This window comes from Photobacterium panuliri (assembly GCF_059920555.1).
Genome location: NZ_CP197193.1, coordinates 1,162,003 through 1,175,358, shown reverse-complemented (window position 1 = coordinate 1,175,358; position 13,356 = coordinate 1,162,003). Strand labels below are relative to the sequence as shown.

Sequence of the window (13,356 nt, the reverse complement as noted above, 5' to 3'; positions counted from 1 at the left end):
TCTTGGTAAACGGTGGCGCGCAAGGTGTTTGCGCGCCTGATTAGCTTGTTATCGGTTAAGGGTCATAGGTTATGGGCTTAGTTAGGGTACAAGGGCTGTCGGTGTCTGCGCTTGGTGCTTTTTCCGTTGCGCAGGAGAGCGAAAGCCTAGCCCCGCCAGCAGTAGGCACAGCAGACCGAAGGCCATCAGTGAGGTACTGGCCAGCCCGGTTTGTGCCAGTGATCTTGACGCCATATCCCATCCCTTTGGCATGTGTGGCGGCACGGATTTTTGCTGCGCCATGCTGTCACTGGGACGGCTTGGTGTCTTGTCGACCGCAATCAGGCTGGTGTGGTCGGTGACCAAGTGATAATCAAGGCCGATGGCGGTGATTTGGTTCTGCTTTTCCTGAGCTGTTAGGTGTGGGTTGAGTTTGATACTGCTGATTTTGTTACGGGCCCACAGCACGTCAATACCATTGCGAGAGCTTGGTTGCAGAGATGGCTGCCGTTGGTCGTCATTCGCGATAGTAGGTGATGGCGCGTGCGGCTCTGCCGGTGGCAGTTCTTGGGTGTGCAGCCAGCGTTGATGTTGGCCAAGGCCGTATATTTCCAGATGGCTTGCCCCTTCAGGGATAATGAAAGACACCACAAGAGGCTGCTGGAGGTAGAGATCTGGCAGTGGCTGAGGCCAATGGTCGACACTTGTACCGTCGTTCCAGCGCAGGCCGATATCACGCATAACGGGATGGCGTAGGCGAGAGAAAAGCTGGTTCATTTGTTGTTCTACCTCGCTGATCTGGCCGATATAGGTATAAGTTCCTTTGCCGATCATAGCGGCACGGGTCATGAAGTAGCCATTGGGTGCCGATCCTATCCCAACAGTGAACAAGCGGCGTTCGCCGCGCTGGCGTCGGATTTGTTCAAATAGGCTTTCCTCATTGCCGACGCTGCCATCTGTGATAAAGACGATTTGCTCTAGTTTGTCTTTGTTGGTTTCCTGATTAAAGGCAAGGTTCAGGGCCGTGGATATTTCCGTGCCGCCGTCAGCGTCGAGTTGGCTGACGAAGTACTGTGCCTGCTGGATATTGGCTGGGGAGGCAATGAGTGGATAATCACTGAATGTGCGGGCATGGTGATTAAACACAATGACATTGAAGGTATCGTCAGCATTGAGTTGGCTCAGACCAAAACGTAAGGCTTGCTTGGCCTGTTTGATGGATTCGCCGTGCATCGACCCTGAAATATCGAGCACAAAAGTCAGGTGGCGTGGCAGGTGTTGCAGTTGTTCGCTCGGCTGCGGAGGCAACAGCATTAGCAGGCCGTAGCGCTTGCCATCGTTTCCGCGTTGCTGGAAAAAGACACTCTGTGGTTTTTGGCTAGGTGACGGTCGCCAGTTAAGGACAAAATCCCGATCGGCAATAGCCCCATCATTGAGCGTGATGTGGTATTGGTTGTTGTCGCTAGGGCTTACTTTGATGGTGTGGCTAGGGCTGTCGATTTGCTGCAATGGCAAGCCCGCTGCCAAGGATATCGTAAGTTGTAGTGGCAAATTAGCCGCTGGGTGGGGGGCTGCATCATTTTTTGTTGCGGTTCGGTAGAGGGGGGTAATGTCGGCAGCATCAGAGACGGTAGCTGTTCCCCAACCGTGACTATCAAAGTTATCTTCGCTATGGGTCGTGGTTATTTGTGGCATGTCTGCAACTGGGTGAGGAATATAGCGGGGAGCGACGACCGATGGGAATCGCAGGCTGAATAGCCCCCCTTCGTAACTAACGCTTTGCTGGTATTCGATTTCTACGATCACTGTTTCGCCCGGGGCAATATTGGCCACTTGGGTAGAGAATATATTGGGACGGTGCTGTTCCACTAGACTGGCTTTTTTGCCAGATTGCTGCGCAGCTTGGTATTGCTGGCGGGCTAGTTCCTTCGGCTTGATATCTCCTTCGATAACACGTTCGCCAACCCATAGTCTGAGATGGTCGACAGCGGCATCTTGGGGTAGCGGGAAAACATAGCGCCCGTGAATCCATTGCTGAGAGGGATTGGTGAACGTTTGGCGTACCGTCGAACGGCTGATTAAACCCGCAATGTGCATAGAAACAGAGGTATCTAGCAAGGGGGCATTTTTGATGCCTTCAGGGGTTTCGAACAGTAGTCCTATATCATGCGCAGCCGATGGTGATGATTCCGGATGCCACTCATTGTCCTGACTGGCAAATGCGGATAGGCTGAAGGAAAGCAGCAAAATGATTGGTGTGATCCAAAGGCAGCCTCGCTCCATCCAGTTGTGGCTATGATGGCGAGAACACCGATTATGGTGTTGGTATTGTGATGCTGTATTGGGTTGATGATTGAGGCTTGAATGTGCCATGACTGTTCGGCTCCCTGAATATTTTGGTCTATTTAATCAAACAAAACAGGCGATATTGGGGAGCAAAAAAGATGAATTGGGGCAAATTGTGGCAATAATATGGCAAGATATTTCGTGCTGGTATATGTGCTCTCAGGTATATTATTCACCTAGTAATCAAAAGAATATTGAGATAACGAATGAAAACGTTTTTACTGGCTGCGGCTGTTTGGGTGGCATCAATGCCAGCGGTTGCTGCGGCTGATGCAGCACCGGTATCATTTCAGTCTATTCCTGAAGTCATGGTTCAGTTTGAACAAGCGCCCCAATTTCGCAAAAAAGCTGTCACCTATGGCCGTTTACCACACAAAGTTGAATTGGGTACAGTCATGCCAACATATGTGGCCGGCAGCGATGGCAAACCCAAGTTGGAAACGGAAAATACCATTACCGAGACGGTTGTTATTGCGCGCAATCCCCTGCCGGTGAGCGGGGCCGTTTTCAATGAATGGCTGGTTCCTCAGGATAAGTGGGTCGAAACTTATGGTGAATTGCCAAGTTTTAATACCTTTATGCCGTTCAAGCGCCTGAAAATGATCAAGGCGATCCCGATTACCGAAGATGTTCTGACCTTGCTAGGCAGCACCGATGGCGAAACTGCCGTCATTGCCGTTGATTGGAACAAAGATGGGATGACGGTATACAAAGACGGCTATTTGGCCGATGGTGGTTATGGCATTGCGCCTGATGAGATGCAGAAAACCTATGAGCGCGTCGTCGAGTAACAGAGAGCGACGATTGGTAAATGCAAAAGGAATGGCCATGGTAGTTACCATGGCCATTTTTATTGGGCCTAGGTGGGTAAATGTATTACCAACCTATTGTTTTCCCTACTTGCCTTCAGGGATAACTTGGCCATTTTCATCAATTGCCTGTACGTTGAAGTGATGCTCGACACACTTCTCATAATCGCCTTCATAGAGGGCATTATAGGCATATTGGTAAGGAACAAGTTTACACATAAAGCTCTGATTGCCCGGGGTGTTGGCGTTGTAGCCCCAGTCTTTGTCCCATGTGATCATGAGTGCGCCTGCACCATCGGTATTGAATGGTTTCATGTTGGCACAGCCGAGTTTCTCACCGGAAATATCCAAGCCCAACTCTTTTGAAATCAACTTGTAGTAGTCGATACGGTTTTGGGCTCGGTAGTCCTCAGCACCTTTGTTACATTCGAATGCACCGTTGATGATCTGAATGGTTGCACCGAAGCCAAGTTCGATACCTGCTGCCTTGTCGGCGGCATTTGGCTGCCATGTGCCGTCAATAACATGCAACATGCTTGGTTTTGGCGGCTGAGGGTAGACATAGAAGAACACCGCCGAAGCGAGGTTCAGCCAGGTATCAGCAACCAGAGCTGGATTTTCTAACAGTACGTTCTTGTCGCCGAACATGGCTTCAGAGAACGGCCCGTAGTTGTAGTTCCAGCTTAGTTGCTTGGCGCCACGGCCAAAGTAGCTCTTTTGCGGAGCACATGGCCAACGCTCTCCCTGCCAACCTGAGCACTTGCTATAGGTCATGTCATGAACGTTTTCGTCCTTGTACATTTCGCGCAAGTAATACAAGCCCTGACGCCAGCGAGGTACACCTTGGGTGACTTCCCAGTTTGGCGCATTGGCACCGGTTTCCTGCACGAAGTGGGCAAACATGGTAGCCAGTGAGCGGCGACAGATATCATCTGAATTACGGCCGTCGGTATAGGTGCGGCAGAATGCCGGGAACTTGGCGATAGACTGCAAGAAGCGGGTATAGGTGTATTGCTCATTGCGGAGCGGGAACAGGAACTCCCACATTGCCTCATCCACGATCATCTCTGCACGTTGAACGTTTTCAGGGTTGCTTGATTTCATTGGCGCAACCGCTTCAACAATGGCGTTGTCACGAGTTTCGATATCAGAGCGTACCCACTTGAATAGCTCGGTATTGGTTTGGCTAGCCTCATAGGCTGTTAGCTCGGAGCGTGGGATGAGGAAGCCACCCTTGCCATCAGGAATGATGGTGAATTCGCCCGGTACTGGGTCAGGATTCGGGTTTGGATCTGGGTCAGGATTTGGATTCGGGTCGGGATCCGGATCTGGGTTTGGATTTGGGTCAGGATCGGGGTCGGGATTAGGATTTGGATCGGTTGGGCAGTCGGTGACATCCCAGAACCAGCTATTGGCAGAAGGTGATTCCCATTTACCCGGATTGTTTTTGGCGGTATAGCAAACATTGTCATAGACGACAACATCACCATTTTTAACATCAGTTTGTCCTGGAACCCACGGAATCGCAGTCGTTGGATCTGGCGTTGGGTCAGGATTTGGGTTCGGGTCCGGATCTGGATTCGGGTTTGGATCAGGATCTGGATCCGGTGTTGGGTTTGGCCCCGGGTCTGGGTTGGTTGTGCCGCTGCAGGTCACACTTTCCCAGAACCAGCTACTTGGGCGCGGTGTTTCCCACGTGCCCGGGTTGTTTTGGGCTTTGAAGCACTGGGATTGGTAAACTACAACGTCGCCGTTGTTTACTTTTGTCTTCCCTGCTACCCATTCAATTTCGCTGGCAAGCGATTGGCTGCTGTAGGTGGCGGCAAGCGCCAAGCCAACCATAATGCCAAGCTCTTTCATCTTTAATGAAATTTGCATGGTAATGGTCCTTATTGAGGTAATGTTCAACGTATTATTCGCTGGCAATGAAGCACGCCCAATTTAGTTTTTTGCGGTTTCGAGTTTATTCACGAATAGCGATGCGACAGTGATAATTGCTTGCGCCAGAACTTAGGGGAGGGTCGCAGTTCTTAGGGATAGAGGTTGTTGTTTGAATATGCTGGAAACGGCTTTGTCTTGATCAATATCGAGATGCAATTAATCGGCTGATTGTTTCTCTTGTGTAATAGTAATTTGTATTTTTAGCGGATTATCATTTCATTTGGTATCAATATAATGTGGCACATCTTATCTGCCTGAGGGCGGGAAATTATATTGAACTAGGCGCTATTCGTAGTGCGAAATGAATAGGACACGCTATGTCTAAGATTGTTGTTGTCGGGGGCGGAGCTGCCGGCTTGGAGTTAGTGACTCGGTTGGGACGTAGCGGGCTGCATTCTGTGGTATTGGTTGAGCCGGCTACGCATCATCTATGGAAGCCTCGGCTGCATGAGATTGCTGCCGGAACGTTCGACAATGAACTCGATAGTCTTAGTTATGCCCAGCACTCGGCCTGCGTTGGTTATCGTTATGTGCAGGCTGCTATGACGGGGCTTGATCGCCAAGCGAAAACGATCCGTTTGGATCGTTCTGTGGACGGCCAGCAGCAGATGCAGTATGACTATCTTGTGATTGCTGTCGGTGCTGTCAGCAATGATTTTAAAACCCCTGGGGTCAGTGAGCACTGCTTGTTCTTAGATTCGGCAGCCCAAGCCCAGCAAGTATGGGAGCGAGTTAATACTTTACTTCGATCCGGTCAGCAACAGGAGGTTGTGATAGTCGGTGCGGGGGCGACAGGGGTCGAGCTCGCAGCCGAGTTGGCGAAGGTTAATCGCCAGCTTTCCCGATATCAGCAGGCAACATCATTGACTGTTACCTTGGTTGAAGCCTCTGATAGGGTGCTGCCAGCCAGCCCTGTTTGTATGTCGGAAAAAGTGCAGCGTGAACTGGAAAATCAAGGTGTCACTGTACTCACTGGAGTACGCGTTCAGGAGGCTGAACACGGTTACCTTGTGACATCGGAGGGTGCGCGGTTCAAAGGCGATTTGATGGTTTGGGCGGCAGGGATCAAGTGCGCTGATTGGCTAGCGGGGCTTGATGGGCTCGCGACCAACCGAATCAATCAGATACAGGTCGACGCAACGCTTCAGTCGGTAACCGATAGTGATATTTTTGTCTTGGGCGACAGTGCCGAGTGCCCTCAGCCTGATGGTACTTTTGTCCCCCCGAGGGCTCAGGCAGCCAATCAGGCTGCCGCACACTTGGCCCATCAGTTTTATCGCCTGGCAAAAGGGGCGACCTTGCAGCCATTTGTATTCCGGGATGGCGGGATGGTTGTGGCGCTCGGTCATAGTTATGCGGTCGGAACGTTGATGCAAGGTAAGTTAATCCTACGCGGACGTTTTGTGCGTAACCTCTACGATACTATTTTCAGGCTTCATCAGCGGGTGTTGTTCGGCTGGGGGCGGGTTACGGCACTTGTCGTGCTCAAGCGGGTGAAATGCCTGCTCAACCCATACTACAAAGGCAATATTTAAATAACGAAAATAGCGGCGGGATGGCATAAATGCTGTGTACCGCCGCACCTTCAGTGTGAGACAAGGTTAATGTGGAATAAATTACGCCGCTCTTTGCCGCTGCAATTGATTGTGGCGGCCTTCTCGGCCTGGCTATTGGCTACGATCGTAACATCTTTATTTTTCCCTTCTTTTAACGACTCGATTGGTGCAGATAGCAACATAACCCACCAGGGCTGGTATCAAATTGTGATGTTGGGCAAAACGGTCTATATCGGGTTGCTCAAAATGGTTGTCGGTATCATGGTGATGCTGTCTTTGATTGAGGGGATCAGCAATATAGGCAGCGTGGTGAGGCTAAAGGCAATGGGGGCACGTACCCTGCTGTTTTACAGCTTTACAACGTTATTGGCGATCACTCTGGGCTTGGGGGCATCGCTGCTGTTACCCGCATGGCAGCCATTGATGGCAGCGCCGCCGTCGGCAGATGGCCTTACCCTGATCAGCGAACAGTCTGCTAGTGGTAGTGCTATCGCGGTTAAGTTACTGAATATGGCGTTGATCAACCCCGTCGCCGCCTTGGCAAGCGGAAACCTGTTGGCCATTGTCGTGTTTGCGTTCATGTTGGGTATTGCACTGTTGGTTTCTTTGCCGAGCAACCATCCGCTGTTTGAATTGATTAAAGGCCTGAACCGGGGGATCAATACATTAGTTGGCGGTATTGTTCGGATGTCGCCATTGGCTATTTTTGCCATTGTGTTTGAATTTACGGTGGCGGGTAGCGATGCGTTATTCGGTCAATTGGCGATGTTCGCGCTGTTGGTTCTGGTGTTGACGTTGGTGCATGGGGGCGTGGTGTTGCCTTCTATTGCCTATGCGGTAACCGGTATCAAGCCATTTGAGCTGTTTAGGGCGATATCCTCCCCGTTGATGATGGCGTTGGTTACATCATCGAGTGCTGCGGCGTTGCCGTTGGCGATGCGTAGTGCCGAAACCGAGCTGGGCGTTTCCTCCTCGACCAGCAGTATGGTGCTGCCATTGGGCTCGGTAATGAATATGGATGGCACGGCCTTGTTCGAGGGAGTTGCAGCGATATTCTTGGCTCAGCTGTTTGGCATCGATCTGACAACATCGGGGCTGGTGATGATTTTCATTATGGCGATGGTTTCTTCCGTCGGAGCACCGGGGATGCCGTCGGGATCGATGTCCGGTATGCAGCTGGTATTGTTGGCGGCCGGAATTCCGCTTGAGGCGATTGCTATCTTGCTGATCATCGAACGGCCATTGGATACCTTCCGCACGGCGGTCAATGTCGAGGGGGATCTGGTGGCGGCCTTGGTTGTCGACCAATGGGGAGCTGAAAAAGATAAACCTCGATTGGCGCATGTTATTTAATGGGTGAAAACGTTACCCTTGGTAGCAAATTCACAACTCAAGATAACCATGTCGATTGCAAACCAAACCTTTTACGAGCATGACTTTTCCAGTCAGGATTTACAACAGGCCCGTTTTGACTCGTGCCAGTTTGTGCGCTGTGACTTTCGGCGGACTAACTTGAGCGAGGCAAGTTTTGAACACTGCCAGTTTATTGAGCGTGGTGATCATGAGGGTTGCCAGTTTGGTTACGCTAATTTGAAAGAGGCCAGCTTCAAAGAGTGCGATTTGAGTATGGCTGATTTCACGGGAGCCGAGTTGTTCGGTATTGAAATACGCGACAGCCAGCTGAAAGGGGCGTGTTTCTCTCGGGCGCGGTTTGCCAATTACATCACTCATAATACGTTTTTCTGCTCAGCCTATATTACGCGTTGTAATTTGTCTTACGCCGATTTGGGCGATATTAAGCTAGAAGAGTGCGAGTTGTTTGAAAATCGTTGGAACGGTGCGAACCTTGTGGGGGCATCGTTTAGGGGCTCGGATCTGACCAATGGCGAGTTTTCGCAGGATGCATGGGGGCAATTTGATATTAGCGGAGCAAACTTGAGCCATGTGGATCTGACAGGTTTGGATATTCGTCGGGTTGATATGGCTAATGTGATGATTTGCGACTGGCAGCAGTCGCAGTTACTGGAAAATATCGGTGTGGTCGTGGTACCGGGGTAATTGCCCCAGTTATTACTACGATTTATGCCAGTGCTGCGGATATAGGACAATTGAATCGGATAGGAAGACAAGCTGTTTTGCGGCTTGTCTTCTTTGTTTGTGGCAAATTTACAGGCTAGACCGGTAGGCAAAGAGAGAACCGGCTAGTGGAGCGTCTATTGGCTGCGGGAAATCGTCCAGGTGGCTTGGCAATCTTTGCAGCATAGCGAGGCATCGCTGATGCTTTTGTTGACGATTTCGGTATTGGCTGACTCACATTCAGGGCATTGAGTTCGAGACGGTGGACAGTTTATATCAAGACAATGGTTTTGGTTGTCTTTGGTTTTGGCCATCGGCTGTTTGCAATCAGGGCACAACATAATTAACACTCCTTATCGTTCAGCGACTAACATCTTGTCAGTATTGCTTTTTATACGTTTTTTCTTATTACATCGGTACCCAAACGGTACCGTACAAAGTGACATCAGAAAAACACAGGCTTTGTAATAGCATTGTTGGTAGTCCCGTGACTAGCATGTGGCGTTTATTGTTTCTTGTTTGTTGATCAAAATCATAAACGACACAAAAAAGTGAATAATCTTGCTCAAATTTTGCATCTGTGGGATGAAATGGCTTGATTCCTTGGCTTTTTGAGCCGTTATTGAGTGTTTAGTCACGGTAAGACCGTGAGCCCAGTGGCAAAAGCGCTAAAGGATACGGTGAGTGGCGATGAAGCGGAAAGGCACTCTAGCGTGAACATGGTAGAGTAGCGGCGTATTCTTTTAGAAACCATTTTAATGGGACAGTGTCCAAGACCCTGAACTTATAGGTAACTTGGGTATAAATAACAAGATGATGGCTGGTTATGATTAAAAAACGATTGATTGGTTCTGTGTTAGCAGCAACAAGTTTGCTGTTGTTGGCTGGCTGTGAAAGTACCTCGGGCAGCAATGAGGACAATAACTATCTCAATGTGACAATGCCATTTTCGGTATTTTCAGACAGTGAAGTGGATGTCGACAAGCTGGTGGATGATAGCATTTTGAAGCCTGAAGGGCTGTCATTGGCAGAAGATGGTATCCGCTACCAAAGCGGGCAGGCTGATCTTAACGGGGACGGTGAACCGGAGATTTTTGTGATGTTCCAAGGCGGTTTGTTCTGTGGCAGCGGTGGTTGTACATCGTATCTGCTGGATGCCGATGGAGACATTCTGAACCGTATGACCGTGGTGAAACCACCGGTATTGTTGACTGAGACGTCACAAAATGGCTGGCGTGATTTTATTGTTTGGAGTAATGGGGCATACCGTCTGATGTCACATGATAGCCAGTCATACCCGTCGAACCCATCATTGCAGCCAGTGGTGGAGCGCGATATTGGTGAGCGTACGGCGATGGGGATGGTGATGGCATCCGAGTTATACCAACAAGACGGCTATGACTTGCAGCCGCAAGATGCGGAGACATTTTTTACGCCGGATACCCAGTATACCTTTACCTTCCGTCACCACGGGGATGCCAATGTGCTCTACACCGCACTTGTGGATCTGCACAAAGGCACGGTTGATGTAACCAGTACACCAGCGGCGAAATAGCAGTAACCTTCATGACGAGAGTCGGCTATCGGCTTTTTTCCCCTAGCAGATCGGGCTCACCGCTCTGCGCCAAAATATGTGAACGGGCCTTATTTCTCAGGGCAATGGCTGCTTGCCAGTCATTGCCCTGAGGTGTTAGCGGCGGATTGAATGTGACGCTTAGGCTACCCCTTCGTGGGAATAGGGATTTATCCCGTAACATTGAGCGGGTGCCTTTGATAGTAACGGGGATCACCGCAATGTTTTTTTGGGCAGCAATATGGAAAGCCCCCAAATGAAAGTCATGGATGCCTGCCATTCTGTAGAGAGTCCCTTCCGGAAAGAGGGTGAGCGGATCGGTTTTGCTGGCATGCTTGGCGAGTTGCTCGCTAGCCTCAAGGCTTTTTTGGGTATCAAACCGTTCGACAAATTGGGTGCCGATTTTTTTCAGGAAAATACGGGCCAGCGGATTATGTAGCAACTCGGCCTTGGCGACGAACTGATGGGCAATACCGGAACTGGCCAGCAGTACCAAACCATCGAGATAACTGGCATGATTGGCGACTAAAATTTTCGGCGGATCAGCCGGTTTGATATGTTCAATCCCATGTACGGTAAGCGGGGTGCGGGTTAGGGCAATCAGAGTGCGGGCACCCCATCGGGTTACATCCCAACACGCCTGCCGCGAAGGCAATATGGCAACCAGTAACCAGACTAATGGTGCAAGCAACGCCATGATAGACCACATATAACACGCGAAAATCCACTCTCTGGCGATTCTGCCGAACTTATTCAATGTGGGGCGGAGCCCACTACCGACCAGCCTTATTGTTTGCAGCCATACTGCGCGTTGTGGTGTGTCGAGGGCGTCGTCTTGATAGAGCTCCCGGCAAGCCGAGCGGCGGATTTTGCCGCTGGAGGTTTTTGGGACGGTATGGGGCGGGCAGATCACAACATCATCGACGGGCACGCCCAGAAGTTCCAGCGAACGGGATTGAATAGCCGCCCGCAATGTGTTGATTTGTTCGCTTTCAGCCGCCATTCCTTTGGCGCACAGCGAGGATTCGGCAACGACAACCAATTGTTCGGTGGCGGTTTTGCTATCTTGGTACGCAAAGGCAGCGACACAGCCTTTGCGTACCCAGTCAAGTTTGTTGACTGCTGCTTCAAGCTCCTGCGGATAAATATTACGTCCCGCTTTGATGATAATGTCTTTGTTGCGCCCGGTTAGGAATAACTCGCCATCAATAATCAGGCCGCGATCACCAGTTATTAGCCACTCACCATGATAAAGCGCTGCTGTTTTTTCGGGGGCGCGGTAATACCCCGACGTTGATGATGGCCCCTTGAATTCGACGTCTCCTTCTTGGCGATCCGGTAGCTCTCTGCCTGCGTTGTCGACAATGCGGATCTGATGTCCGGGTAGTGGGTGGCCAAGGCCGATCAGCGCTTGTTGCTCGGCGTTGGGGCTATTCGTGATCGGTAGTGTGTCGCTTGCCTGTGCTGTGCCTGTTTGCATCAGAACTTGCCGGTCAATCCATTCGATGCGAGGTTGGCGAACACGGTTGGGGAAGGTCAGCCCGACCGATGACTCGGCGAGGCCGTATACGGGGGTCATGGCCTCGGCGACCAATCCATAGGCGGCAAACTTGGTTGAAAAAGCCTGTATGGTGGTCGGGCTGACTGGCTCTGCGCCATTCCAGCAGTGGCGCAGGGTGCGAAGATCCAGTCCTTCCAGTTCGTTATCGGGTACCTTGTTGATGCAAAACTCATAGGCAAAATTGGGGGCGGCTGTCAGGGTGGCCTTGTGATGGTGCAAGGCCCACAGCCAGCGTTTGGGTTGGGAAAGAAACAGTAATGGAGACATGATCACCAGCGGCATGGCATGGTAAAGGCTCCCGAGCCATGCGCCTATCAACCCCATGTCATGGTAAACCGGCAGCCAACTGACGAATACGTCGCTGGAATTGGCATTGACTGCTTTGCCCATTGCCCGAATATTCGCCAGCAAATTGGCATGGGTGAGGGTGACGCCTTTGGGGATGCCAGTACTGCCGGAAGTATATTGTAAAAAAGCAATCTCATGCGGCTGGGCTTGAGCATTGGTTGGCTGCTGGGGGAGAGCGTCAGTTGTCTGCCCCAAGAGGAGTTCGTCGGGTGTAACAATGGTTTGGATAGACGGCACTTGCATTCGCAGTAGCCGAGAGATGTTTTTCGCTTCAGCGATTGTAATCAGCAGCTTGCTCTGTGCATTTTGTAAGATTTTGCTGTGCCGCTGCAGATGGTCTTCAATTTGCGAGGGACGGGCGGGTGGGTAGATTGGAACGGGTATTGCCCTTGCCAGCAGAATACCAAAGAAACTGTAAAAATAGGCATTGCAGGTAGGCAGCATAATGGCCACGGTATCTCCCGGCTCGATGCCTTTAGCGTGTAGCCCTTGTGCATAGCGTAGCGCGTTGTGGTAGAGCTCGCGGTAGCTGATGGTCTCGATGGTATCGGCATCTTGGTAAACATGAAGATGCGGGCGTTCGGGGTGTTGCTTGGTATGCCATTCGAGTAATTCCTGCAAGGTGGTGACCTCGTCGGGCGATTCAGAGGTGGCGGTGAGCGAAACACTCTCTAGGTTGGCGGTTTTGGTTACGGGGGCTTTCTGGGCAACGAGGATGGCATCAAGTAAATCGCCGGGGGTATTTATATTGGCTAGGGTCTGGGAAGGGAGTGATACGTTGAAATCGTGCTCGGTTCGTTGGATTAACTCGGCTCTGGCGAGGCTGTCGAACCCCAAATCTTGATCCAACTGGCTGTCGAGCGTCATCCTTGGCGGCGATTTTGTCGAGCTGCCGCTATCCATTTCAGCAATGAGTGTTGTAATTAGCCTGAGCAGCTGTTCTGCCGTTCGTTCTGGGGAATTATCCATAACACAAGTCCCTCTTCTTATTCTTCTGAGTATAGAGAAAGTGTAGTAAACGTCGGTAATTGTGGATGTATTTTCATGTTGATGGAAGATATTTGGAGGATTGCGTCGCGTAGTGGGTAAGGGAGGTTCGTCACCTGATTTATATTTTGTTATTCCTTGTTTGAAACTTGTTTTGTGCATTCGTGGCTATTTACACCA

At 50.7% G+C, this 13,356-nt stretch carries 9 protein-coding genes; 5 read left to right on the top strand and 4 right to left on the bottom strand.

Going from position 1 to position 13,356, the window contains the following annotated elements; genetic code table 11:
• Positions 1-81: 81 nt before the first annotated feature.
• Positions 82-2,352, bottom strand: a complete 2,271-nt coding sequence (locus ACSF8X_RS21595; RefSeq protein ID WP_500851406.1) for a marine proteobacterial sortase target protein — start codon at positions 2,350-2,352, stop codon at positions 82-84.
• Between the two features lie 179 nt (positions 2,353-2,531).
• Between ACSF8X_RS21595 and ACSF8X_RS21590 the strand changes: the two genes are divergently transcribed.
• Positions 2,532-3,116, top strand: coding sequence for a hypothetical protein (locus ACSF8X_RS21590; protein WP_500851405.1), 585 nt, complete (start codon positions 2,532-2,534; stop codon positions 3,114-3,116).
• 105 nt (positions 3,117-3,221) lie between these two features.
• Here the strand turns inward: ACSF8X_RS21590 and ACSF8X_RS21585 are convergent, their stop codons facing one another.
• Positions 3,222-5,012: a chitinase gene (locus ACSF8X_RS21585; protein ID WP_047878984.1), complete on the bottom strand. Its 1,791-nt coding sequence runs from the start codon at positions 5,010-5,012 to the stop codon at positions 3,222-3,224.
• Positions 5,013-5,392: 380 nt separating this feature from the next.
• On the opposite strand from ACSF8X_RS21585, the gene ACSF8X_RS21580 reads away from it, so the two are divergent.
• The 3 genes from ACSF8X_RS21580 to ACSF8X_RS21570 all read left to right on the top strand — a co-directional run bounded on the left by ACSF8X_RS21580 (position 5,393) and on the right by ACSF8X_RS21570 (position 8,689).
• Positions 5,393-6,610, top strand: a complete 1,218-nt coding sequence (locus ACSF8X_RS21580) for an NAD(P)/FAD-dependent oxidoreductase (protein ID WP_500851404.1) — start codon at positions 5,393-5,395, stop codon at positions 6,608-6,610.
• 69 nt (positions 6,611-6,679) lie between these two features.
• Positions 6,680-7,984: a dicarboxylate/amino acid:cation symporter gene (locus ACSF8X_RS21575; RefSeq protein ID WP_500851403.1), complete on the top strand. Its 1,305-nt coding sequence runs from the start codon at positions 6,680-6,682 to the stop codon at positions 7,982-7,984.
• Between the two features lie 48 nt (positions 7,985-8,032).
• Positions 8,033-8,689 (top strand): Qnr family pentapeptide repeat protein, encoded by a 657-nt coding sequence (locus tag ACSF8X_RS21570; RefSeq protein ID WP_047878981.1) that lies wholly within the window; start codon positions 8,033-8,035, stop codon positions 8,687-8,689.
• 155 nt (positions 8,690-8,844) lie between these two features.
• Here ACSF8X_RS21570 and ACSF8X_RS21565 read toward each other — a convergent pair whose 3' ends face one another.
• Positions 8,845-9,048 carry a hypothetical protein gene (locus ACSF8X_RS21565; RefSeq protein WP_047878980.1) on the bottom strand — a complete coding sequence of 68 codons (204 nt, stop codon included), beginning with the start codon at positions 9,046-9,048 and terminating at the stop codon, positions 8,845-8,847.
• Between the two features lie 485 nt (positions 9,049-9,533).
• Here ACSF8X_RS21565 and ACSF8X_RS21560 point away from each other — a divergent pair, with 485 nt between their 5' ends.
• On the top strand, positions 9,534-10,262 hold the full coding sequence (locus tag ACSF8X_RS21560; RefSeq protein WP_500851402.1) for a COG3650 family protein: 729 nt from the start codon (positions 9,534-9,536) through the stop codon (positions 10,260-10,262).
• A gap of 25 nt (positions 10,263-10,287) precedes the next feature.
• On the opposite strand, the gene ACSF8X_RS21555 is transcribed toward ACSF8X_RS21560, so the two are convergent.
• A complete protein-coding gene (locus tag ACSF8X_RS21555; RefSeq protein WP_500851401.1) occupies positions 10,288-13,158 on the bottom strand; it encodes an AMP-binding protein in 2,871 nt (956 codons plus the stop codon).
• Positions 13,159-13,356: the final 198 nt, after the last annotated feature.